Here is a 24727-nt window from a genome sequence, read left to right as displayed (position 1 = left end):
AGAGGTAAACCGCACTGATTTATCGTGATTGTAATCACAGTATGCCCCGTCGGCAGTTGTGGGAACGACCGTCGCGGGCTTAGTGTCATCCACGGCAGGGCGTAACCGCAGGGCGGGCGAAACCTGAAAAAAGAGCGTGAAATATTCCGCTTTTTTTTCAGGTTTTTTTTCGCCTGTTAGTCAGGGAAGGCATCGCAGCAGCACGCGTGATAACGCACCAGGAGGGGGTATGCACAACCGAATTTCAGCAGCGTTATGCCCGGGGCAGGCACATCAATAATTTTTTCCAGACCAACGGCGTCAATCTTAACGACGACTGGGCGCGCTTTTTCAAACGGCACCGCTTTCTGGTGGGGCTTTCGCTGGATGGCGACAGCATCACGCACGACCGTTACCGGCGTTCGCGTGCGGGCAAAGGCACCTTTAACGAGGTAATGGCCGGGCTGGCCTGCCTGAAACGTCACCATGTCGACTTTAACACGCTAACGGTAGTCAACGCCGATAACGTCGACAGGCCAAAGGAGATTTACCATTTTTTGCGCCGCGCAGGCAGCCGCTATATGCAGTTTATTCCGCTGGTGGAGCGGCGAGCGTCCGAGCCGGACGCCAGCGGCCTGACGCTGGTCACGCCGGATTTCAAAGGCGACTGCCGGGTCGCGCCCTGGTCCGTACCCGCGCTGGCTTACGGCCGCTTTCTTAACGCGATTTTCGACCACTGGGCGCAGCACGATATCGGCGCAATTTTTGTGATGAACTTTGAACAGACGCTGGCGAAGCTGGTCGGCCAGCCCGGCATCTGCGTACAGAGCGAAACCAGTATTATTCCCTACAACGAGCGCACCAGTCAGGGCGTGGTGTTCCGTTATCGGGAAGGCGGAAAGAAAATGGCCGATTTTCCGGCGGAGTGGCTGCGTGGTGACAATCCCCGGGACAAATACGACGGCGTGCTGCCGGACCAGTATCAGAAAGAGAAAGCAGACGAGCAGGTGTTCGCCTCTTTTGAAAAAACGGAGGCGCTGATCCACCAAATGCTCCAGCAGCCAGCCCGATAGCGGCGGGGAGCCCGTCCGGCGACAGATAAAATAAAAGCCCCGACGTCTCCGTTGGGGCTTTATAGGCTTGCCAGATCGGCAGGCTTAACGCTGGTTCAGCCGATAGTACGCCTCGTTCCAGCGCAGCGCGTCCTTAAAGCCGTGCAGCGTGGTTTCTTCGTCAATCACCAGCACCTCAATACCGTGCATTTCGCCGTACTGACGCATATCCTCCACCGTCAGCGCCTGGCTGAACACGGTATGGTGCGCGCCGCCGCCGAGGATCCAGGTTTCGGAGGCCGTTGCCAGCGAAGGCTGTGCGCGCCACAGAGCGCGGGCTACCGGCAGCTTCGGCAGCGGTTTTGGCTGCTCCACGGCGTCGACGACGTTAACCAGCAGGCGGAAGCGGTCGCCCATATCGATCACGCTGGCGTTTACCGCGCGTCCGGCTGGCGTGGAGAAAATCATGCGCGCCGGATCGGCCTTGCCGCCAATGCCCAGATACTGCACGTCAATCAGCGGACGGCTTTCTTTGGCGATGGAAGGGCAGACTTCCAGCATATGCGAACCCAGCACCAGCTCGTTGCCCGGCGAGAAGTGATAGGTGTAATCCTCCATAAAGGAGGTGCCGCCCGGCAGACCGGTCGCCATCACTTTAAAGATGTGCAGCAGCGCGGCGGTTTTCCAGTCGCCTTCGCCGGCAAAACCGTAGCCCTGGCCCATCAGTCGCTGTACCGCCAGGCCCGGCAGCTGGGTCATGCCGTGCAGGGTCTGGAAGTTGGTGGTGAACGCCATGCAGCCTTCGGCCTGCAAAAAGCTTTTGATCCCCAGCTCGATGCGGGCCGCATCCAGCACGTTCTGTCGCTTCTCGCCGTTGGCTGCCGCCGCTGGCGTAAAGTCATACAGGCTCTCGTATTCGTCAATCAGCGCGTTGACGTCGCCATCGCTGACGCCGTTAATCACCTCCACCAGGTCGCCCACGCCCCAGCCGTTAACCGAGTAGCCGAACTGGATCTGCGCCGCCACCTTATCGCCTTCCGTTACCGCTACTTCGCGCATATTGTCGCCAAAGCGAGCGACCTTAAGCTGCGAGCTGGCCTGCTTAGCGGCAGCGGCGCGCATCCACTTGCCGATGCGCTCCTGGGCAGTTTTATCCTGCCAGTGGCCGGTGATCACGCTGTGCGGTAGCCGCATCCGCGCGCCGATAAAGCCGAACTCGCGGCCGCCGTGCGCGGTCTGGTTCAGGTTCATAAAGTCCATATCCATGCTGTCCCACGGGATCTCCGCGTTGAACTGGGTATGGAACTGCAACAGCGGCTTGTTCAGCACCGACAGGCCGCCAATCCACATTTTGGCGGGCGAAAAGGTATGCAGCCAGGTGATGATGCCTAAACACTCGTCGGCATAGTTCGCCTCGCGGCAGAGCGCCAGCGCCTCGTCAGGGCTTTTCACCAGCGGCTTGAGCTGAAGACGAAACGGCAGATTGCCGTCGCGGTTAAGCCCGTCCACCACCTGCTGAGCATGATGCTCCACCTGACGCAGCGTCTCACTTCCGTAAAGGTGCTGTGTACCGATAACAAACCAGACGCTGAGCGCATTGAGCTGAGCCATACTTTCTCCTTAACTGTTGAGCTGGCGCGGGGCGAACAGGGGTTCGGCCACGTCGCACCATTGAAGGTAACGCTGATAAAGCTGCTGATAGCGATCGACGCGGCTGGCGTCGGGCTGCAGCGTGGTAGCAATTGGGCTGGCCATTTTCTGCTGGGCGGCAGGCACGTCGGGATAGACGCCGGCGGCCACGGCGGCAAAAATCGCCGCGCCCAGCGCACAGCATTCGTCCGACGCGACGATATCCAGCGGTCGGTTCATCACATCGCAGCAGACCTGCATAATGGCCGGGGATTTACGGGCGATACCGCCCAGGGTCAGGATGTTTTCTACCGGAATATCCTGACGCTCGAAACATTCCATAATGGCGCGTGCGCCAAAGGCGGTGGCGGCGATAAAACCGCCGAACAGCGTGGCCGCGTCGGTGCCCAGGTTAAGATCGGTAATGACGCCTTTCAGGCGCTGATTGGCAAAAGGCGTGCGGCGGCCGTTAAACCAGTCCAGCACCACCGGCAGATGATCCAGCTGTGGATCGGCAGCCCAGGCCTGAGTTAATTCGTTAAGCAGATTTTTCTGTATCTCCGCCAGCTCCGCCTGAAGATGCGGGTGTTTTTCAGCGGCCTGAATTAACGGCCAGCTGAGCAGGCGGCTGAACCAGGCGTACATATCGCCAAACGCCGACTGGCCCGCTTCCAGCCCGATCATATTCGGCACCACGCTGCCGTTAACCTGGCCGCAGATGCCGTCAATGGCGCGCTCGCCGACGCGGTCCACATCGGCGATCAGGATGTCGCAGGTTGAGGTGCCAATCACTTTTACCAGCGTGTAAGGCGTGGCGCCCGCGCCAACGGCGCCCATATGGCAGTCGAACTCGCCGCCGGAAATCATCACGCCAGACGGCACGCCAAGCCGCGTCGCCCATTCCGCCGTAATCTGCCCAACGGGCTGTTCGGCCGTCCAGGTTTCGCTGAACATCGGCGTATCCAGATGCTCCGTCAGCAGCGGATCCAGCGCGTTAAAGAAATCCGCGCCCGGCAGGCCGCCCCAGGCAGGATGCCACAGCGATTTATGCCCGGCGGCGCAGCGTCCACGGCGGATCGCTTCCGGCGCGGTAGTGCCGCTGAGCAGGGCGGGCACCCAGTCGCACAGCTCCACCCAGGCGACCGCCGCCTCGCGCACCGCTTTATCCTCGCGGCTGACGTGCAGGATTTTTGCCCAGAACCACTCCGAGGAGTAGGTGCCGCCAATAAAGCGAGCGTAGTCCTCGAAACGCCCGCTGTGGCACAGCGCGGTAATTTCTTCCGCTTCTTTAATGGCCGTGTGATCTTTCCACAGCACAAACATGGCGTTGGGGTTTTCGGCGAATTCCGGGCGCAGCGCCAGCACGTTGCCGTCGCGATCGATGGGCGCTGGCGTGGATCCGGTGGAATCAACGCCGATCCCCACGATGTTTTGGCGCTGAGCGGGCGTTAATTTAGTGACAACGTCACGTATGGCCTGCTCAAAGGCGTCGATATAGTCCTGCGGATGATGACGGAACTGATTGATGCGGCTCTGGCTGTACAGACCCGCCTGCCAGCGCGGATAGGCGACGACTCCGGTTTGCAGCTCTTTACCGCTTGCACACTCTACTGCCAGCGCGCGTACGGAATCACTGCCAAAGTCCAGACCGATTGTGATGGCGTCCAACTGCATTTTTCTCTCCGGGCGGTCAATGAATACGATATGACTACCCTAAGAAATCGCGCGCCAGGCGGTTAGTCTAAAGGGCGCTGCAAATATGCACTTTTCTGTCGTCGCGCAGTGTTTTGTGACCGACTTCAAATGTTTGATTTGTGTTAATTTTGCTAAATATATGGATTAAACAGCTAAAAGCTCAGGGTGTGATAGCGCTCTCCCTTTCTACGCATCTTTACCATTACAACTAGCGCTTATCGGCGTCTGCGCTAATGCCGAATATGCTGGCGTTACAGCGTGCCAGGACCGAATGATACCGTTTACATTAAACCGCCAAAAGCGGGCACTGAGCCGGAGAGCCTCATGCACAAATTTACTCAGGCGTTAGCCATCGCTGGCCTCGCCGCCGTTATGTCACATTCAGCTATCGCTGACACCATGAAGCTGGGTTTTTTAGTCAAGCAGCCGGAAGAACCCTGGTTTCAGACCGAATGGAAGTTCGCCGATAAGGCGGACAAAGATTTAGGCTTTGAGGTAATTAAAATCGCCGTGCCCGATGGTGAAAAAACGCTGAACGCTATCGACAGCCTGGCCGCAAGCGGCGCGAAGGGCTTTGTGATCTGCACGCCCGATCCTAAACTCGGTTCCGCCATCGTGGCGAAGGCCCGCAGTTACGATCTGAAAGTGATTGCCGTGGACGATCAGTTTGTTACGGCCAAAGGCAAGCCGATGGATACGGTGCCGCTGGTGATGATGGCGGCAACCAAAATTGGCGAGCGTCAGGGGCAGGAACTCTATAAGGAGATGAAAAAGCGCGGCTGGGACGCGAAAGAAACGGGCGTCATGGCGATTACGGCGGACGAGCTGGATACGGCGCGTCGCCGCACCAGTGGGTCAGTGGACGCGCTGAAGGCGGAAGGCTTCCCGGAAGCTCAGATTTATAAAGTACCGACCAAATCCAACGATATCCCCGGCGCTTTCGACGCGGGCAACTCGCTGCTGGTGCAGCATCCGGAAGTGAAACACTGGCTGATTGTCGGCATGAACGACAACACCGTCCTCGGCGGCGTGCGCGCAACCGAAGGCCAGGGCTTTAAGGCGCCGGACGTGATCGGCATCGGCATTAACGGCGTGGACGCCATCAGCGAACTCTCCAAAGGCAAGGCGACCGGTTTCTTCGGTTCGCTGCTGCCAAGCCCGGACGTACACGGTTATAAAAGCATTCAGATGCTCCACGACTGGGTGACCAAAGACGCCGAGCCGCCGAAGTTTACCGAAGTCACCGACGTGGTGCTGATCACCCGCGACAACTTTAAAACCGAGCTGGCTAAAAAAGGCCTGATGTAATCGGACGGGGGCCGCACTGCGGCTCCCGGCGCACCTTATAGCGAGGAATGACCATGGCATCCCCGTATCTGAGCTTTCACAATATCGGCAAAACCTTTCCCGGCGTTAAGGCGCTGACGGATATCAGCTTCGACTGTGCGGCGGGCCAGGTGCACGCCCTGATGGGCGAAAACGGCGCGGGCAAATCGACGCTGCTGAAGATCCTGAGCGGCAGCTATCAGCCGTCCAGCGGCGAAATCCGCCTGAAAGGCCAGCCGGTTAATTTTGCCAACACGCTCGACGCGCTGAACGCGGGCGTGGCGATTATCTATCAGGAACTGCACCTGGTGCCGGAAATGTCGGTAGCGGAGAACATCTATCTGGGCCAGCTGCCGCAGCGCGCGGGCTTTGTTAACCGCTCGCTGCTGCGCTACGAGGCGGGATTACAGCTAAAAAACTTAGGGATGGATATCGATCCCGATACGCCGCTGAAGTCGCTGTCGCTTGGCCAGTGGCAGATGGTGGAAATCGCCAAGGCGCTGGCGAGGAATGCCAAAGTCATCGCTTTTGACGAGCCGACCAGCTCGCTCTCCGCCCGTGAAATCGAGCAGCTGTTCCGCGTGATCCGCCAGCTGCGCGACGAGGGCAAAGTGGTGCTGTATGTTTCGCACCGCATGGAAGAAATCTTCGCGCTCAGCGACGCCATTACCGTCTTTAAAGACGGCCGCTACGTGCGGACCTTTCAGGATGTCGGCGCCACCAGCCATGATGAACTGGTGCAGGCAATGGTTGGCCGCGAAATTGGCGATATTTACGGCTACGCGCCGCGTAAAACCGGCGAGGTGCGCCTGAAGCTGGATAACGTGCAGGCCAAAGGCGTGCGGACGCCGATCTCGCTGGAGGTGCGCGCGGGAGAAATCGTCGGCCTGTTTGGCCTGGTGGGCGCGGGCCGCAGCGAACTGCTGAAAGGGCTGTTCGGCGGCACGCGCATCAGCGGCGGCGAAGTGCAGCTTGACGGCAAAGCGTTAACCATTCGTGAGCCGTCCGACGCTATCCGCGCCGGGATCCTGCTCTGTCCGGAGGATCGCAAGGCGGACGGCATCATCGCGGTGCATTCCGTGCGCGACAACATCAATATCAGCGCGCGGCGCAATAACCTCACCGCAGGCTGCCTGATCGACAACCAGTGGGAAAGTAAAAACGCCGCCAGCCATATTCGCTCGCTGAATATTAAAACGCCCGGCGCCGACCAGCTAATCATGAATCTTTCCGGCGGTAATCAGCAGAAGGCGATCCTGGGACGCTGGCTGTCGGAAGAGATGAAAGTGATCCTGCTGGACGAGCCAACGCGAGGCATTGACGTCGGCGCCAAGAATGAAATTTACCGTTTGATTTACGCGCTGGCGGAAGAGGGCATCGCCGTGCTCTTCGCCTCCAGCGATTTACCGGAAGTGATGGGGCTGGCCGATCGCATTCTCGTGATGCGCGAGGGCGCCATCGCGGGCGAGCTGAGCCATCAGGAAGCCACCGAAGCCCTGACGCTGGCGCTTGCCATGCCGAAAACCACGCAGCGCGTAGCCTGACTTAAGGAGTCAATCATGTCTTTAACTACCTCTTCCGCCACGCCGCCAACGCAGCGCGTCAACCTGAGCCGCATCTGGGATAATTTCGGGATGCTGGTGGTGTTTGCCGTGCTGTTTATCGGCTGCACGATCTTTGTGCCCAACTTCGGCACGTTGATCAATATGAAAGGGCTGGGCCTGGCGATGTCGATGTCCGGCATGGTGGCCTGCGGCATGTTATTCTGCCTTGCCTCCGGCGACTTCGATCTCTCGGTCGCCTCGGTGATTGCCTGCGCCGGCGTCACCGCCGCCGTAGTGATCAATATGACGGAAAGCCTGTGGATCGGCATTGCGGCGGGCCTGCTGTTGGGCGTGCTCTGCGGGTTCGTTAACGGCTTCGTGATCGCCAAACTCAAAATCAACGCGCTGATCACCACGCTGGCGACGATGCAAATCGTGCGCGGCCTGGCCTATATTTTCTCTGACGGCAAGGCCGTGGGCATTGAAGACGAACGTTTCTTCGCGCTGGGCTACGCCAGCTGGCTGGGCGTTCCGGCACCGGTCTGGCTGACCATCGGCACGCTGATTGTCTTTGGCTTTCTGCTGAACAAAACCACCTTTGGCCGCAACACGCTGGCTATCGGCGGCAACGAAGAAGCGGCTCGCCTGGCTGGCGTACCGGTAGTGCGCACGCGTATCATCATTTTCATTCTTTCCGGGCTGGTTTCCGCCGCGGCGGGCATTATCCTCGCTTCGCGCATGACCAGCGGCCAGCCGATGACCTCGCTGGGCTATGAGCTGATCGTTATCTCCGCCTGCGTGCTGGGCGGCGTCTCGCTGAAGGGCGGCATCGGCAAAATCTCCTACGTGGTGGCGGGCGTGCTGATCCTGGGCACGGTGGAAAACGCGATGAACCTGCTGAATATCTCGCCGTTCTCGCAGTATGTGGTGCGCGGCCTGATCCTGCTGGCGGCGGTGATTTTCGACCGCTACAAACAAAAAGCCAAAACGGCCTGAGGAGGCGTTATGTATCATCGTCTGGCGCCGGTGGCGCAATCCAATCCGCTGCTGCCCGGCTATCCCTTTAACGCCTGGCTGGTGGCGGGCCTGACGCCAATCGGCGCGGGCGATCCGCTCGACTTCTTTATCGATCGGCCCTCCGGGATGAAAGGCTATATTATCAACCTGACCATCAAGGGCCGTGGCCAGGTCTTCAGCGGCGAAGAGGCGTTTGAGTGCGAGCCGGGCGATCTGCTGCTGTTTCAGCCTAAAACCTCGCACTACTACGGCCGCTCGCCGGAGAGCGACTGCTGGCACCATCGCTGGATCTACTTCCGCCCGCGCGCCTACTGGAGCAGCTGGCTGGTGTGGCAGGATGAGAAGCGCGGCGTCGGCAGGCTGCGGCTGCCCGAACGGCTGTGGGGCGAGTTCGAACGGCTGTTTACCACCATTGAGCAGACGCACACCTCCGGCAAACGCTTTGCGGAAGAGCTGGCGATGAACCTGCTGGAAAGGCTGCTGCTGCGCGCGGTGGAAGAAGATCCGCGCAGCCATCAGCAGATCCGCGATCCGCGTATCATCGAAGCCTGCCAGTACGTGACCAACAACCTGGCGGGCGAGCTGAAGATTGACGAGGTCGCCAACCACGTGTGCCTGTCGCCGTCGCGGCTGGCGCACCTGTTCCGCGAGCAGATGGGCATCAATCTGCTGCGCTGGCGAGAGGATCAGCGCATCATTCGCGCCAGGCTGCTGTTGCAGACCACTCAGGAGCCTATCGCCACCGTGGGGCGCATTGTGGGCTATGACGATCAGCTCTATTTTTCCCGCGTGTTTCGCAAGCGCGTAGGCGTCAGCCCCAGCGATTTCCGTCGTCGCTCGCTGGACGCCGACACGCTGGTGACGCGCGAAAGCTGGGATCTGCTGAGCGCCAGTCAGTAACTTTCTTATAACATTCAGCCTAATCCGTCTTGTCCTTGCCCGAACGATAGTCTTAAATCATTCGGGTAAGCGACAAGAGGAATTGACATGAACGACACTATTCGCGTTGGCCTGGTGGGCTACGGCTTTGCCAGCAAGACGTTTCACGCGCCCCTAATCAGCGGCACTTCCGGCATGGAACTGGCCGCCGTATCCAGCAGCGACGCTGCTAAAGTACACGCCGACTGGCCCACCGCCACGGTCGTGGCCGAACCGCAGGCGCTGTTCGATGACCCATCCATTAAGCTGATTGTTATTCCCACCCCTAACGACACCCATTTCCCGCTGGCCAAAGCCGCGCTTAACGCAGGCAAGCACGTGGTGGTGGACAAGCCCTTTACCGTGACACTGTCACAGGCGCGCGAGCTGGAAGCGCTGGCGGCTGCCAAAGGCCTGCTGCTGTCGGTCTTTCATAACCGCCGCTGGGACAGCGATTTCCTGACCCTGAAAACGCTGCTGGCAGAAGGCACGCTGGGCGAAGTGCGCTACTTTGAATCCCATTTTGACCGTTTCCGGCCGGAAGTGCGTAACCGCTGGCGCGAGCAGAAGGGCGCGGGCAGCGGCATCTGGTACGATTTAGGGCCGCACCTGATCGACCAGGCGCTCCAGCTGTTCGGTTCGCCGGTGGCGATTAATGTGGATCTGGCGGAGCTACGCACGGGCGCGCAGACTACCGACTATTTCCACGCCGTACTGACCTATCCAAAGCGTCGGGTGGTGCTGCATGCCAGCATGCTGGCGGCGGCGGAATCGCCACGCTATCAGGTACACGGCACGCGCGGCAGCTATGTAAAATATGGTCTGGATCCGCAGGAAGACAGCCTGAGAGCGGGCGCGCGTCCGCCGCAGGAAGAGTGGGGCTACGATATGCGCGACGGCGTGGTCACGCTGGCTAACGGCGAAATGATGGCGGAAGAGACGCTGCTGACCACGCCGGGCAACTATCCGGCCTATTACGCCGGCATTCGCGACGCCATCAACGGCGACGGCGCGAATCCGGTAACGGCGCAGGAAGCGATTCAGGTGATGGAGCTGATCGAACTGGGCCTGCAATCCGCCGAGAAGCGTCAGACCCTGTCGCTGAAGTAGTCTTATGGCACTGCAGCAGGCTTAGCGAAAACTGCCCCGGCGCGCTGCCGGGCAGTTTTAGCGATCAGGCCGCTACGCTGGCGCGAATCGCCTCTTTTTCCGCTTCGCTTAAGAAAGCGATTTTCAGGCCGTTTTCCTGGGCGGTACGGATCTGCTGCTGGCTCAGGCCTGCCTGCGGCGCGGCGATTTTGTATTCGTGCCCAATCTCAATACCCTGCACGGCAGGATCGTCAGTATTGATGGTCGCCAGAATGCCGTGATCCAGGAACGTCGCCAGCGGATGGTGCAGCAGCGAAGAGACGGTGCTGGTCTGGATATTGGAGGTCAGACAGGACTCAATGCCGATCCCTTTTTCCGCCAGGTAATCCATCAGTTTTGCATCTTCTACCGCTTTCACGCCGTGACCAATACGCTCGGCGCCCAGCTCGTGGATCGCCTGCCAGATGCTTTCCGGCCCTGCTGCTTCACCGGCATGAACGGTAATACGCAGGCCAGCGTCGCGCGCGCGGGTAAAGTGGCTTAAAAACTGGCTGCCGGGGAAGCCCAGCTCGTCGCCAGCCAGATCCAGCGCGGTGATGGCGTCACGGTGCGCCAGCAGCGCCTCCAGCTCCAGCAGACAGGCTTCTTCGCCAAAGGTGCGGCTCATAATGCCGATCAGGCGTACGGTAATGTTGTGCTTTTCGCAGCCCGCGCGTACGCCGTCAATAACGGCTTCCACCACGCCCGCGATCGGCAGGTTGTGGGTCATCGCCATATAGCCGGGAGAAAAACGCAGTTCCGCATAGTGGATACCGGCGCGGGCAGCGTCTTCAACGTTCTCCATCGCGATACGGCGGCAGGCTTCCAGCGAGCCAAGCACCTTGACGCCCCAGTCCAGCTTTTGCAGAAAGCTGACCAGATCCGGCTCGTTTTTCATTACCTGCACGTGCGGGCGCAGCGTTTCCAGCGTGGTGGCGGGCAGCGTAAGGTTAAATTCACGGCCTAAATCAAGAATGGTTTGTGCACGGATATTGCCGTCAAGATGGCGATGGATATCGGTAAGGGGAATACGGGAATCAATCATGGCGGTGCACTCTGTAGTGATAAAAGTGCATAACAGTATAAAAACATTCCGCGCTGCTGTACCAGCGAATTGCGCGATTGTCGGGCCAACTGCCGATTAATTGCCCGCTGGCGCAATAAAAAACCGTACCGGCCTTGCGCACGGTACGGTTGGTAGCTTAACGATGGGGTTACTGCTGCGGCATTGCCGCCGGTTCGCCGCCCAGCATATAGCGGGCAAAGAACTGGTCGAGCGTCATTTTCTCGCCGTTCATCGTAACCTGGCCGCTCGCATACTGCAGGCTGGTGACGATATTGTTGTCCTGCTGTTTGGTCAGACGGAACATCTGGCCCATTGCGGCCACGCCTTTCACCTGCTGATCGGCCAGCTTAGCGGCTTCTTCCTGCTTATAGCCTTCCGCCATAGCAACCTGCGTCATCATCTCCGTGGCCATATCCATAGAGATAGTCAGCTTGCCGTCCAGCGTTTTCAGCACGTTATCCAGCGCCTGGCTCAGGGTTTGCGGCTGCGGCGCACCGGCAACGCGATCTTTAAAGTGCACGGAAAGGTTAAAGTTGCTTTCGCCTTTGTCGTTTTTCCAGCTCAGCGGCGCAATAGTGATGACCGGGTTACCTTTCAGCAGCAGCGGCAGGTTGGCGTTGAGGATTTCGCCGATACGCTGCTGATAAAGCGCAAAGTTATCGCTCACGCCCGGTTCGTTCATCAGCGCCTGCACCTGGCTTTGATAGTTATCGCTGAAGGCTTTAAGACCGTCGGCGTCAAACTGGGAAAGCTTGAGCGACAGTTTGACCTGACCGAAGTCCCTATCGCGGATTTTCATCGCGTCCAGCGCAAGGTCGGTGGTGCCGGAAACCTGATTGTTCACGCTATCGTAAGCGGAGTTCAGCTTAATGCCGTGCAGTTCGAAAGAGGGCTGGCCGTTTACGGTCGAGCTGAGCTTATCCAGGCTGCTTTTCTGATCGCCAATGCGCAGGCCCTGGGCGTTAAGGTGCGTTTTGCCGTCCAGGGTCAGGCCGTTCAGGGTAAACATAACCGGCATATTAAGCTGATTGCGCATGGTCAGCACCAGGCTTTCCAGCTTGCCGTCGTAATCGACCTTATCGCCTTTTTTATCGGCGCTGAGGTTGATGGTGCCGCCGTTAGAGGCAAAGCGCTCACCGGTTTGGGCATTGGTATAGTCCAGCGGCAGCAGCTTAATAACGGAAGCGGTCGCGCCGCCGTAGCCTACGCGGGTTTCCGCCTGCAACGCCGACTTGCCTTTAGCCATCTCAAACAGCTTTTTCACCGCGTCGGTATTTTCGAGCTGGGTATGTACCGAAGCCATGCTGGGGATCAGATTGAATTTTTTCAGCTGGGCGAAAGGGAAAGGGCCGTGATCGATTTTTTCGTCAAACACCACGCTCTGGCCCGGCTTCAGCGGCGAAGTATCTTCGGTCTGTGAGTCAGACTGGACCACCAGGCGCAGCGAGCTGCTGAAAACGCCGCGCTGCCAGTCCTGATAGCTTACCTTCAGGCGGCTGTTCGGTGCCAGCACATTCAGGCGAGCGTTGGCCTCCTGCACCAGTTCATCCCTGTTCTTTTCCAGCTGTTTACCGGTAAACCACGCCGTACCGGTCCAAATCACGCCAAGAGCGACAATCACGCCCACCGCTACTTTTGTTTTTTTCATCTGTAAAATCGTCCTTTTTTAAGTCACCGATGCCGACAATCGCATCCGGCGCAATCCGGCAAGAAAAACGTTTCTGTATAACAGGTTAATTATGATAGCAACTGTGGCTCGCGGCGTCAGCCGCAATCTGGCTTCCGTGCGTAATGTAAAAAGAATGCGGCAGGTCGCCAGAATAAATGCGGGCCAGGCAGAAAGAAAAAAAAGTATTAACTCTGTGTTATATGAAAGAAATTTTCGGCGGCGGCGAAATGCGATAAGGACGACCGGCTCGCAAAATGTTAAATTATTGTATGTCATACTATGGCCCGCGCAAAACGCCCGGACGGGCAAGTTGGGTTTCATCATAACCAGTAAAGGAGAGAGACATGGCCGCCAACCGCATTGAAAAAGATTCAATGGGTTCCATCGAAGTGCCGGCAGATAAACTTTGGGGCGCGCAAACGCAGCGTTCTCTGGAGCATTTTCGCATCTCCAGCGAAAAGATGCCTGTTGAACTGGTGCACGCGCTGGCGTTAACCAAACGCGCAGCGGCGAAGGTGAACAGCGATCTGGGCCTGCTGCCCGCAGAACGCTCGCAGGCGATAGTGCAGGCTGCCGACGAGGTTCTGGCCAACCAGCACGCAACCGAGTTTCCGCTGGCTATCTGGCAGACCGGTTCCGGTACCCAGACCAATATGAATATGAACGAAGTCCTGGCCAACCGCGCCAGCGAGATCCTGGGCGGCGAGCGCGGCATGTCGCGTCTGGTGCACCCTAACGACGACGTTAACAAGAGCCAAAGCTCTAACGACGTTTTTCCTACCGCCATGCACGTTGCTGCCGTTATCGCGCTGAAAGAGCACCTGATCCCTCAGCTGAAAGTGCTGCAAAAAACGCTGGATGAAAAAGCACAGGCCTATAAGGACATCGTGAAGATTGGCCGTACCCATCTTCAGGACGCCACGCCGCTGACGCTGGGCCAGGAGATTTCCGGCTGGGTGGCCATGCTGAAGCACAATCTGACGCATATTGAGCAGAGCATTCCGCACGTGGCGGAGCTGGCGCTGGGCGGCACGGCGGTTGGTACCGGGCTGAACACGCACCCGGAATATGCGGTACGCGTAGCCAAAGAGCTGGCGGAGCTGACTAAGCAGCCTTTCGTCACCGCGCCAAACAAATTTGAAGCGCTGGCAACCTGCGACGCGCTGGTGCACGCGCACGGTTCGCTGAAAGGACTGGCGGCCTCGTTAATGAAGATCGCTAACGACGTGCGCTGGCTCTCTTCCGGCCCTCGCTGCGGTATCGGCGAGATCGCCATCCCGGAAAACGAACCGGGCAGCTCTATCATGCCAGGTAAAGTGAATCCGACGCAGTGTGAAGCGATGACCATGCTTTGCTGTCAGGTGATGGGCAACGACGTTGCGGTCAATATGGGCGGCGCGTCCGGTAATTTTGAGCTTAACGTTTATCGTCCAATGATTATTCATAATTTCCTGCAATCGGTGCGGATGCTGGCGGACGGTATGGACAGCTTTAATCACCATTGCGCCGTAGGCATTGAGCCGAACCGCGATCGTATTTCACAACTGCTGAATGAATCGCTGATGCTGGTAACGGCGTTGAATACCCATATCGGTTACGACAAAGCGGCGGAAATTGCCAAAAAAGCGCACAAAGAAGGCCTGACGCTGAAAGCGTCCGCGCTGAAGCTGGGCTACCTGACGGAAGAAGAGTTTGACCTTTGGGTCAGGCCGGAAGAGATGGTCGGCAGCATGAAAGCGTAATAGCTGAATAAGAGCGGAAATGTTTCCGCTCTTTTTTTATGCAAGGCGGTCACTGTAAAGGTGTAAACGAGGGATCAGCGAAAAGAGCTTTTTTGCTTCCGGTTTAAATCGATGCACGATCTTACCGGCATCGTAATTTAATAATTCGCCCAGCTTAGGGACGGATAAGGCATCGGGGCAGAGCACCAGCAAGGGAGAAGGGCAGGCGAGCTGCGTTTGTTTTTGCTGTTCCTTATTCCATACGCGGGCAATCGGCTGCACCTTGACCGGCCTTTTTATCTTCAGCTTTGCCGTAGCGGGCAGCGAATTAAGCATGGCGATCTCATCCTGTAATTTTTCCCCCCACTGTTCGCGCGTCCAGGGCGCCATAGCGCGACCGGAGCGCAGGCTTTTTTTCAGTTTTTCCACTATCTCTTCGCGGCTAACGTTTTTAATTATATGTTTATTTGCCCAGCCGAAACGCACGGAATCGGGCGCGTCGAGTAAAGAGATAGAGCGATAAGCGTTAAGCGTTATTAGCCCCCGCAAATGGCTGTGCACAAATTCAAAACGATCTTCGCTGGGCACGCCCGACTCTACCGTAATAATTTCCTCCAGCCGTTTTTTTAGTTTATTAACGGTCTCTACCTGCTGCCGTAAAGCATCGGCCTGTTCCGGTGAAGCCTCAAGGCAAATGGCGCCGGGCAGGCGAACGGCGGCCTTGGTGCTGACCGTTTCCGACTGGTGCTGCATATAAAGGCGGCCGTAGTGGGCGAGGGCCATGGCGAAGGCGGGCTGCGCCAGATGCTGCACGACGGCGATTTCCGTGACGGGATCGTGTTCCTGACCTTTTTGAACAGGCGGCAGTTCAAACACGCGGGCGGCCAGCAGGCGCTGCCCGGAAAGCCGTTGCGTAAGCTCGCCTAAAGCGGCCTGCAAATCCGTGGCGCAGCGGTGCAGATTTTCAACGGCGTCGTATCGACTCATCATATGTCCTTAGTTACAACATACTTATAAGAGGGTAGAGAGTAAAGATTAACTACGCAAGCGAGGGAATAAAGGAACCGGTCAGAAAGGGAATAAAAGCTGCCACGCTGAATGACCAGCGTGGCTGAAGATTTAAATCAGGAAATCTTCCAGCTTTTTACCCTGATCCAGCGCCTGCTTAATCACCGCTGGCGTACGGCCCTGGCCGGTCCATGATTTGGTTTCGCCATTTTCATCGGTGTATTGATATTTAGCAGGACGCGGCGCGCGCTTGGCACGAGATTTACCTGAATTAGTTTCAGCTGCGGTCAGCTCGCTTAAATCGATACCGTCGTCCAGAAGCATCTGACGATATTTCGCCAGCTTCTCTTCTTTTTCTTTGATTTCAGAAGCGATAGCCGCTTCTGCATCGCGACGTTCGTTAACGACTGCTTCGAGTTTTTCCAGCATCTCTTCCAGTTCAGATAAAGAAACTTCACGAGCCTGTGCACGAAGAGTTCGAATGTTATTTAGTACTTTCAGAGTTTCGCTCATAAAGGAATCCGTAGCGTTAAGTTAGTTAAAAAACATAATCAGTGTATGTATCGTAGGACAGTGTACATAGAATTGCCGCAGTTAAAAACACTAAATCTCAAAAAAAATCCTTAATTACGCGACTTTTTCATATTTTTTGCAAAATAGCGCCGGCAGAATGACGCTATATTTTTTTATGAATGGGAAAATTCTTAACGCCATACTGAAGTGTGACAATAAAAAGGCACGCCAGGCTTATCAAACACCTCTACAATTACAGCGCCGAAGCGCACGGGTAAAGAGAGCTGATTTAATCTGCTGTAACGGCATCGTAAGAAATTTTTGCAAGCTGCCAGCAGGATTGTTTATCGGCCTGTTATGCTGCACGGCTTTAAACTCTGCCGCCAGGTAAAATCAGTAAAGCCGCCGCTTATAATGAAAGCGGCAAAGATAAAAATATCAGGATACAAAGTTGCCCTGCTTCGCCTTGCCCGTTTCACTAATTATCGTCAAATTCATCCGTTCGGCTTATCTTTGTAGTTACAACATACTTTTAGTCAGGTTTTTAAAGGAGGCGTTAAGTCCGCTATTACACGCAGCTCCTCTGTGGCTTTAAAACAGAGAACTAAAGCTTTATAGCTCGGGCAGGTAATAACCAGCGATACTGGTACGGTTTGTTTTGATGTGCCAGGATAAACTTATCTGTTTCAGCAGGATAAATTAATGCACGCCTCTTTTTTACGCTGGCCCGTTCTCATTCTGTTGTCTGCGCTTGTAGTAAGCCTTCTTGAACAGCTACGGTTGCCCGCCGCGCTGCTGCTTGGCCCCATGCTGGTGGCGATTGTCTTTGCCGCTCGCGATAAGCCGGTGATCATTGCCAGACCGCTCTTTTATTTAGCGCAGGGCGTGGTGGGGTGCATGATCGCCCGCGCCATGCCGCCCTCGATATTTACAGAAATAGCCGCAAACTGGCCGCTGTTCGGCGCGGCTATTTTCTCCGTTATTATCGCCAGCGCGCTGTCGGGATGGTTGTTAACCCGCTGGCAGGTGTTGCCAGGCTCAACGGCAATATGGGGATCGTCGCCCGGTGCCGCTGCAGCAATGACGCTGATGGCGGAAAATTATGATGCCGACGTGCGGCTGGTCGCCTTTATGCAATATCTGCGTGTGGTTATTGTCGCGGTGCTGGCTACCTTCATCGCACGTATCTGGGCGCCTTCGCCAACAGCCTCGTCAGCTTCGGCGTTTGCCATTATTCAGCCGGTGGCATGGCCCGCGTTCGGCGCCACTTTATTAGTGATTGTGGCCTGCGTGGGAATTAGCCGCCTGTTAAGGCTGCCTGCGGGCGCTTTATTAATTTCGCTGGCTGGCGGACTACTGGTGCAAAATACCCACTGGGTAAAACTGGAATTACCGCCTGTTTTACTGATGACGGCCTATGCTTTGATTGGCTGGAGCATTGGGCTGCGCTTCAATCGCGCTATCCTTATCTATGCGGCAAAGGCGCTGCCGCGTTTGCTGCTGGCGATATTTAGCCTGGTGGCCGTTTGCTGCGGGCTGGCTTTTTTACTGGTACGTTTCGCCGGTATCGATCCTTTAACCGCTTACCTGGCAACCAGCCCCGGCGGCGCCGACTCCGTAGCCATTATTGCCGCGTCCAGCCATGTCGATCTTTCCTTTGTTATGGCCATGCAAACCGGGCGTTTTATGGTGGTGCTGCTTACCGGGCCGCTTTTAGCTAAATGGTTAGCGAAGCGGGCAGGCGCGCGGCAGCTGACAGGCAATAAAAAGCCGGACTAAAAGTCCGGCCCTTGTTTTTTTATCAGGCTTCCGGGAAAGGCATGGTGCTGCCCGGCGCTTCCCGATGAATATGCAGGAAGGTCAGATGACGCTCGTACTGATCGAGAATGTCATTGATGATCTGCTCTTTGGTATAGTCCATCAGATCGTTGCCCTGCGTACCCTCAAGCAGGAAGGTTTCCAGACGGAAATAGTCCGACTTGCCGCTGCGGGCGCGATAGGTAAACGCCGGTACGGAGTAGCGCTGCGGCCAGATCTGATACAGGAAGCTCTGCTCGTCGCCCAGGTTGACCACCATTTCCAGATGGTTGAGGCGTTCATCCTCCAGCGGCGGCAGCTCGCTGACCTGCACCTTAGCACCGCGTCGCTCCAGCTCCAGCGCGACTTCTTCCATCGCTGGTCGACAAACGTTATCCAGCATCTTTTTCGTATGCGTGCTGCCGGGATAGTTCATCACGCGGGAGATACGCTGTTTCCAGTTCAGGCGATCCTCGCGGGAAACCGGCGCTGGCGGCGTGCTGACGATGGTACTGGCGCGGCGGTGATCTTCCACGCGCAGCGACTTATAGAGACCGGCCATCACAAAGAAAATCACAAAGCTGAAGGGCAGACCCATAATCACCGTGGTTTTCTGTAGCGCGGTCACGCCGTTAACCATCAGCATACCCAGCGTCAACAGGCCAATCGCCAGCGACCAGAAAATACGCAGCCAGTTAGGCGCATCGTTATTGATGTCGCTCAGCTTCGAGGTAAAGTTGCCCAGCACCAGCGAGCCGGAGTCCGCCGAGGTGACGTAAAAGAGCAGGCCGGTGATAGTGGCTACAGAGGCGCTGAAGGTAAAGGCAGGATACTGCGCCAGCAGGCTGTAGAAGCCGCGTTCCGGGTGAGCCAGCGTTTCCTGCGCCAGCGCGGTGTTGCCGTGAATAATTTCATACAGCGCGCTGTTGCCGAAAATCGACAGCCACAGCAGGGTAAAGATAAACGGAATGGTCAGCGTGCCCACCACAAACTGGCGGATGGTGCGGCCGCGTGAAATTCGCGCCAGGAACAGGCCGACAAACGGCGACCAGGCAACCCACCACGCCCAGAAGAACAGCGTCCAGTTGTTCATCCATTCGGTAGGGCGGTCGAAGGCAAAACTGTTCAGCGTCATGCCCATAAAGCGGTTGATATAGTCGCCAACGTTCAGCACCAGCGCATTAAGCAGGAAGCTGGTGTTACCCATGCACAGCACGAACAGGATCAGACCCAGCGCCAGCAGCACGTTAAGTTCCGACAGCAGACGGATCCCTTTATTCACGCCGGAAGTCACCGAAATAGTCGCCATAATTACCGACAGCGCAATCAGCGCTGCCTGGGCCGTCAGCCCTTCCGGCACGTCAAACAGCACCTTCAGACCGTAGTTCAGCTGCACCACGCCAATCCCCAGCGTGGTGGCGATACCGAAAATAGTCCCGATAACCGCCGCGATATCCACTGAATGGCCGATAGGGCCGTTGATCCGCTTGCCGAAGATAGGGTAGAGCGCAGAGCGGATAGTCAGCGGCAGGCCGTAACGATAGCTGAAGTAGCCCAGCGCGATGCCCATCAGTGCGTACATCGCCCAGCCGGTTAAACCGTAGTGGAACAGCGTCCAGACCATCGCCTGTCGCGCTGCCTCCAGCGTCTGCCCCTGGCCTTCCGGCGGCATCATATATTGCGTGACGGGTTCCGCTACGGAGAAAAACATCAGATCGATGCCGATGCCGGCGGCAAACAGCATCGCCGCCCAGCTCATCAGGCTGAACTCCGGCTTGGACTGCTCCGGGCCGAGCTTGATAGAACCAAAACGGGAAGCGGCAATCAGCACCACAAAGACGATATAAACGGTGGCCGCCAGCAGGTAATACCAGCCGAACGTATTGGAGACCCATTGCAGGGTATTATTTATCCAGCGATCGGATAAATCGGTAAAAAAGATAGTGGCAAGCGAGAACAGCAGAATTAACGCTGCTGAGGTATAAAAGACCACGGGATTAATGCGGTCTTGCTGATCTTTCCTGGGTATTTCAGTCGTCGGCATAGATTCTCCGAAAAAATGCTCAAGAATAAACCCGGTTTTCACAAAGCGTGCCTTAGCGCATACTGGGAAACATCCGCCGCATATCCGCTAACTACACTGGGGAACCGCTCGGGCAGGTAGTTTATGAGGTTGATCTTTGTCGATTATTTAGCTGTTTGCTCTGTCTCCTTCCTTCAATTGTTAAAAATAAGCTCCACATGATAGTTTTTATTGATTGAGCATTCAATTAAAAATAACAAAGCGATAAATTCATCGCATCAGACCTTATAGTTTCTGTGCGTTATTGGTTTTGGCTTTTACTCTAATAACCAGCACCGCATGGAAGGGCGTAGCAATAATTAAAAACTTATGCTGCAATGATTAACGAGGCTTGCAAAAGCAAATAAGGAATTATGATGACTGAATATGCAATTATCGCGGGTGGCTGTTTCTGGTGTACCGAAGCCGTGTTTAAACAGATTAACGGCGTGGAATCGGTAGAGAGTGGCTACATTGGCGGCCACGTTGCCAACCCGACTTACAAGCAGGTCTGCACGGGCGAAACCGGCCATGCGGAAGCTATCCGCCTGGGCTTCGATCCGGAAAAAATCAGCTACGGCGAGCTGCTGGATATCAGCTTCGCTACCCATGATCCAACCCAGCTAAACCGTCAGGGTAACGATATCGGTACCCAATACCGTTCGGCGATTTTCCCGCTGAATGAAACGCAGGCGGTGGAAGCCAAAGCGGCTATCGCGCGCGCGCAGGCGGAGCTGGCGGAGCCGGTGGTAACGACTATCGAGAGCGCCAGCGAATGGTATCCGGCGGAAGATTATCATCAGAACTATTGGGAAGGCGAAGGGCAGGAAAACCGTTATTGCCTGGCCGTGATCCCGCCAAAACTGCAGAAGCTGCGCAAGCACTACGCCAGCCAGAATAAATAAGGCGTTACTTCTGAAAGCGGGCAGCCAGCCCGCTTTTTTTACAGCTTTTTACTGCGCAGGCGGAAGCCGGTCATCAGCGCCAGCAGCAGCAGCAGCGTAATAAAACCGGCAATGCCCGGCCAGCCGAAATGATGCCAGAACACGCCGCCAAGCGTACCCGCCAGGCTCGATCCCAGATAGTAGCTAAAAAGATAAAGCGAAGAGGCCTGTCCTTTGGCACGTCTGGCGCGCGGGCCTATCCAGCCGCTGGCAACGGAATGCGCCGCAAAAAAGCCGGCCGTAAACAGCATCATGCCCGGAAAAATCAGCCATAACGTATTCGCCAGCGTGATCAGCACGCCAGCCAGCATCAGGGTTACCGACGCCAGCAGCACCGCCGCCCGGCCGTATTTAGCGGTCATCGCGCCCGCTTTCGGCGAGCTCCAGGAGCCGGTGAGATAGACCACGGAAAGCAATCCTACCACCGCCTGGCTCAGCGACCACGGCGGTGACAGCAGCCGGTAGCCAATATAGTTAAACAGCGTGACGAACGCGCCCATCAGCAAAAAACCTTCTGCAAACAGCAGCGGCAGGCCGCTGTCGCGCCAGTGCAGCCGAAAATTGATCAGCAGGCTGCGCGGCCTTAGCGAGGCGGGGCGGAAATGGCGCGAGGGCGGCAGAATTTTCCAGAACATCAGCGCCCCCGCCAGCGCAAAGCAGCCAATAACCGCGACCGCGACTCGCCAGCTGGTAAAATCGGCGATCACGCCGCTTAACAGACGGCCGCTCATGCCGCCGATGGAGTTGCCGCTAATATACAGGCCCATCGAAAAGGCGATGGCGCTGGGGTGGATCTCTTCGCTCAGATAAGTCATTCCCACCGCCGCCACGCCGCTCAGCGCCAGGCCGGTCAGTGCCCGCATCAGCAGAATGCCGTGCCAGCTGGACATGCCTGCCGACAGCAGCGTAAACAGCGCTGCCAGCATCAGCGCCGTCACCATAACGTTTTTACGGCCGACCGCATCGGAAAGCGGGCCGGTTACCAGCAGGCCCAGCGCCAGCAGACCGGTAGAGATAGACAAAGAAAGGCTGCTGGCGGCAGGCGAAACGCCGAATGCCTGCGACAGAATGGGCAAAATGGGCTGTACGCAATACAGCAGCGCAAAGGTGGCTAAACCCGCAGAAAACAGTGCCAGCGTCACGCGCATAAACTGCGGCGTGCCGCGCTTAATGTAGATTTCGGCGGGTGGGGTAACGCTTTCTTCTGCGGTAACGAGTCGGGTCGTAACGTTCACTGCCTGTCCTTAAACGTAGAAAAGTTGATGTTAATTTTATGTAACATTGAGCAGGTTGTATAATCTATTAATCCTCTCGATTGAGATTTTTAAGATATGAATATTGAGCTTCGTCATCTGCGCTATTTTATTGCCGTCGCGGAGGAGCTGCACTTTGGTCGCGCCGCTCAGCGTCTTGCCCTTTCCCAGCCGCCGCTCAGCCAGCAGATCCAGCAGCTGGAGCAGCAAATTGGCGCCAGGCTGCTGGCCCGCACCAACCGTAGCGTACGGCTCACGCCTGCTGGCGCCCAGTTTCTGGTCAGCGCCCGGCAAATCCTGCAAAACGTGGCCGTAGCGGCCGATAAGGCCGCCAGGCTGCATCGCGGGGAAGAGGGCACGCTGCGGATCGGCTTTACCTCCTCCGCGCCGTTTATTTCTGCGGTTTCCGACGCGCTGTTCAGCTTTCGCCAGCGCTACCCGGACGTGCATTTACAGATGCAGGAGATTAATACACGCCAGCAGCTGGCTCCGCTGCATGAAGGACGGCTGGATCTGGGCGTGATGCGCAATACGCCGCTGCCGGACACGCTGGAGCACCGGCTGCTGCTGCGGGAACCGCTTTGCGCCGTGGTTCATCGCGCGCATCGTCTGGCCGGGCGCGGCTCTGTCTCGCTGCGCGAGCTGGCGGCTGAACCCTTTGTTTTTTTCGATCCCCAGGTAGGCACGGCGCTCTACAGCGAAACCCTGACGCTGCTGGAGCGCTATGCCGTCCGGCCCAATATTGCTCAGGAAGTGGGCGAGGCGATGACCATCCTCGGGCTGGTCGCCACCGGGCTGGGCGTTTCGATCCTGCCCGCGTCGTTTCGTCGGGCGCGGCTGGAGCAGCTCAGCTGGCTGACGCTGCAGGAAGAAGATGCGCTGTCGGAAGTCTGGCTGGTATGGCAAAAGCAGGGCGAAATCAGCGCCGCTACGCAGCATATGCTGAGCCTGATGTTAAGAAACGATGATTTGTAATGATCAAGTAGCTAAGCGTTATTCTGTGCTGTTAATCACAATAAAAATCAAAGCGTTGACGAGCCAGCGGAACTGTTTCACCATGAGCAGAGATTTATTTTGAGGCGCGAAAATAAAGTGATAGCCGATAGTCAGCCTGGCCATATCGATCAGATCAAACAGACCAATGCGGGCGTGGTGTATCGCCTGATCGACCGCTACGGCCCGATATCGCGCATTGCCCTGTCGAAAAAAGCGCAGCTGGCCCCGGCAAGCATCACAAAAATCGTGCGCGAGATGCTGGAAGCGCATCTGGTGCAGGAAACGGAGTTTCAGGAAGCGGGCAGCCGCGGCCGCCCGGCTGTCGGCCTGGTGGTGGATACGCCGGCCTGGCACTATCTTTCCGCCCGCATCGGCAACGGCGAGTTCACGCTGGCGCTGCGGGATTTAAGCAGCCTGCTGGTGGTGGAAGAGGTGCGGCCGCTGCCCGTTGACGATCCGCAGCCGCTGCTGTCGCGCATTATTAATGAAATCGACGCTTTCTTTATTCGCCACCAGCAGAAACTGGAAAGGCTAACCGCTATTGCCATCACGCTGCCGGGCATTCTCAATGCGCAAAAAGGCATCGTGCATCGCATGCCTTTTTACCGCGTCAGCGATATGCCGCTGGGCGAGGCGCTGTCGGCGCGTACCGGCCTGCCGGTTTATATCCAGCACGATATCTGCGCCTGGACTATGGCGGAAGCGCTGTTTGGCGCCTCGCGCGATCTTAATAACGTTATCCAGGTCGTTATCGATCACAACGTCGGCGCGGGCGTGATTACCGGTGGCCGCCTGCTGCACAGCGGCAGCAGCACGCTGGTAGAGATAGGCCATACGCAGGTCGAGCCATGGGGCAAACAGTGTTACTGCGGCAATCATGGCTGCCTGGAGACGGTCGCAAGCCTGGAAAGCGTGCTGGAGCTGGCCGCGCAAAAAATGCAGGCCGCGCCGGACTGCCTGCTGCATCAGCAGCCGCTTACCGCCGCGTCGCTTTGCGATGCCGCGCTGGCGGGCGATCCGCTGGCGAAAGGGATTGTCACCGGCGTCGGGCATCACGTGGGTCGTATCCTGGCCATTATGGTTAACCTCTTTAACCCTGAAAAAATAGTTATAGGATCGCCGCTTAATCGCGCCAGCGAAATCCTCTATCCCGCCATTGCCGATTGCGTGCGCCGTCAGTCCCTGCCGGTTTACGGCCAGCATATCGCCATCGAACCTACCCAGTTTTACAATCAGGGCACCATGCCAGGGGCCGCGCTGGTCAAGGATGCGCTCTATAACGGCACGCTGCTGGTGAAACTTCTCCAGGGCTGACGCCACGCCCTTTATTACGCAAAAGATTGCGCTAACGCAAGCCTCACTCCTGTTCGCTACCCTAAGATGTTGCGTCTTAATTGTTAATTATTGTTT

Annotated in this window: 19 protein-coding genes; 11 read left to right on the top strand and 8 right to left on the bottom strand. The window is 57.0% G+C overall.

The features are described from left to right. The first annotated feature begins 206 nt into the window (after positions 1–206). Positions 207–1052 carry a radical SAM protein gene (locus tag QCD69_RS02915; protein ID WP_301250964.1) on the top strand — a complete coding sequence of 282 codons (846 nt, stop codon included), beginning with the start codon at positions 207–209 and terminating at the stop codon, positions 1050–1052. A gap of 84 nt (positions 1053–1136) precedes the next feature. Here the strand turns inward: QCD69_RS02915 and araA are convergent, their stop codons facing one another. Both araA and QCD69_RS02905 read right to left on the bottom strand, forming a co-directional pair. Beyond that, complete coding sequence (gene araA / locus QCD69_RS02910) at positions 1137–2642, bottom strand: L-arabinose isomerase (RefSeq protein WP_301250963.1); 1506 nt, start codon at positions 2640–2642, stop codon at positions 1137–1139. A gap of 9 nt (positions 2643–2651) precedes the next feature. Then, positions 2652–4334 (bottom strand): ribulokinase, encoded by a 1683-nt coding sequence (locus tag QCD69_RS02905; protein ID WP_301250962.1) that lies wholly within the window; start codon positions 4332–4334, stop codon positions 2652–2654. Between the two features lie 345 nt (positions 4335–4679). On the opposite strand from QCD69_RS02905, the gene QCD69_RS02900 reads away from it, so the two are divergent. The 5 genes from QCD69_RS02900 to QCD69_RS02880 all read left to right on the top strand — a co-directional run bounded on the left by QCD69_RS02900 (position 4680) and on the right by QCD69_RS02880 (position 10270). After that, positions 4680–5663: an arabinose ABC transporter substrate-binding protein gene (locus QCD69_RS02900; RefSeq protein ID WP_301250960.1), complete on the top strand. Its 984-nt coding sequence runs from the start codon at positions 4680–4682 to the stop codon at positions 5661–5663. Between the two features lie 47 nt (positions 5664–5710). Next, complete coding sequence (gene araG / locus QCD69_RS02895; RefSeq protein WP_125290103.1) at positions 5711–7225, top strand: L-arabinose ABC transporter ATP-binding protein AraG; 1515 nt, start codon at positions 5711–5713, stop codon at positions 7223–7225. Positions 7226–7240: 15 nt separating this feature from the next. Further along, positions 7241–8221, top strand: a complete 981-nt coding sequence (gene araH, locus QCD69_RS02890) for an L-arabinose ABC transporter permease AraH (RefSeq protein ID WP_253454351.1) — start codon at positions 7241–7243, stop codon at positions 8219–8221. 9 nt (positions 8222–8230) lie between these two features. Beyond that, entirely contained in the window at positions 8231–9142 is a 912-nt protein-coding gene (gene araC, locus QCD69_RS02885; protein ID WP_125290101.1) for an arabinose operon transcriptional regulator AraC, read from the top strand. Between the two features lie 87 nt (positions 9143–9229). Next, the gene (locus tag QCD69_RS02880; protein ID WP_125290100.1) at positions 9230–10270 is read left to right on the top strand and encodes an oxidoreductase; all 1041 of its coding nucleotides are present in this window, start codon (positions 9230–9232) and stop codon (positions 10268–10270) included. A 64-nt stretch (positions 10271–10334) separates the two neighbouring features. Here the strand turns inward: QCD69_RS02880 and add are convergent, their stop codons facing one another. Together add and QCD69_RS02870 are read right to left on the bottom strand one after the other, a co-directional pair. Then, positions 10335–11333 carry an adenosine deaminase gene (gene add, locus QCD69_RS02875; protein WP_301250959.1) on the bottom strand — a complete coding sequence of 333 codons (999 nt, stop codon included), beginning with the start codon at positions 11331–11333 and terminating at the stop codon, positions 10335–10337. A gap of 169 nt (positions 11334–11502) precedes the next feature. Then, positions 11503–13002, bottom strand: coding sequence for a YdgA family protein (locus QCD69_RS02870; RefSeq protein ID WP_253454348.1), 1500 nt, complete (start codon positions 13000–13002; stop codon positions 11503–11505). Positions 13003–13367: 365 nt separating this feature from the next. On the opposite strand from QCD69_RS02870, the gene fumC reads away from it, so the two are divergent. Then, positions 13368–14765, top strand: a complete 1398-nt coding sequence (gene fumC, locus QCD69_RS02865; RefSeq protein WP_253454347.1) for a class II fumarate hydratase — start codon at positions 13368–13370, stop codon at positions 14763–14765. A gap of 36 nt (positions 14766–14801) precedes the next feature. Here the strand turns inward: fumC and tus are convergent, their stop codons facing one another. Both tus and QCD69_RS02855 read right to left on the bottom strand, forming a co-directional pair. After that, the gene (gene tus, locus QCD69_RS02860; protein ID WP_301250958.1) at positions 14802–15731 is read right to left on the bottom strand and encodes a DNA replication terminus site-binding protein; all 930 of its coding nucleotides are present in this window, start codon (positions 15729–15731) and stop codon (positions 14802–14804) included. A gap of 132 nt (positions 15732–15863) precedes the next feature. Beyond that, entirely contained in the window at positions 15864–16265 is a 402-nt protein-coding gene (locus QCD69_RS02855) for an H-NS family histone-like protein (protein WP_125290095.1), read from the bottom strand. 702 nt (positions 16266–16967) lie between these two features. Here QCD69_RS02855 and QCD69_RS02850 point away from each other — a divergent pair. Then, positions 16968–18044 (top strand): AbrB family transcriptional regulator, encoded by a 1077-nt coding sequence (locus tag QCD69_RS02850; RefSeq protein WP_253454345.1) that lies wholly within the window; start codon positions 16968–16970, stop codon positions 18042–18044. Positions 18045–18066: 22 nt separating this feature from the next. Here QCD69_RS02850 and QCD69_RS02845 read toward each other — a convergent pair whose 3' ends face one another. Then, on the bottom strand, positions 18067–20106 hold the full coding sequence (locus tag QCD69_RS02845; protein WP_253454344.1) for a choline transporter: 2040 nt from the start codon (positions 20104–20106) through the stop codon (positions 18067–18069). 392 nt (positions 20107–20498) lie between these two features. Here QCD69_RS02845 and msrA point away from each other — a divergent pair, with 392 nt between their 5' ends. Next, positions 20499–21029, top strand: coding sequence for a peptide-methionine (S)-S-oxide reductase MsrA (gene msrA / locus QCD69_RS02840; protein WP_253454343.1), 531 nt, complete (start codon positions 20499–20501; stop codon positions 21027–21029). Positions 21030–21067: 38 nt separating this feature from the next. Here the strand turns inward: msrA and QCD69_RS02835 are convergent, their stop codons facing one another. After that, positions 21068–22303 carry an MFS transporter gene (locus QCD69_RS02835; protein ID WP_301250954.1) on the bottom strand — a complete coding sequence of 412 codons (1236 nt, stop codon included), beginning with the start codon at positions 22301–22303 and terminating at the stop codon, positions 21068–21070. 96 nt (positions 22304–22399) lie between these two features. Between QCD69_RS02835 and QCD69_RS02830 the strand changes: the two genes are divergently transcribed. Both QCD69_RS02830 and mlc read left to right on the top strand, forming a co-directional pair. Beyond that, complete coding sequence (locus tag QCD69_RS02830; RefSeq protein WP_253454341.1) at positions 22400–23296, top strand: LysR family transcriptional regulator; 897 nt, start codon at positions 22400–22402, stop codon at positions 23294–23296. 117 nt (positions 23297–23413) lie between these two features. Beyond that, a complete protein-coding gene (gene mlc, locus QCD69_RS02825) occupies positions 23414–24631 on the top strand; it encodes a sugar metabolism global transcriptional regulator Mlc (protein ID WP_125290144.1) in 1218 nt (405 codons plus the stop codon). Positions 24632–24727 lie beyond the last annotated feature (96 nt).

It is taken from the genome of Erwinia sp. PsM31, assembly GCF_030433775.1.
GTDB classification, from domain to species: Bacteria; Pseudomonadota; Gammaproteobacteria; order Enterobacterales; family Enterobacteriaceae; genus Erwinia; species Erwinia aeris.
Note: the sequence above shows the minus strand (reverse complement) of the source record. Positions and strands in the feature narration are given on the sequence as shown.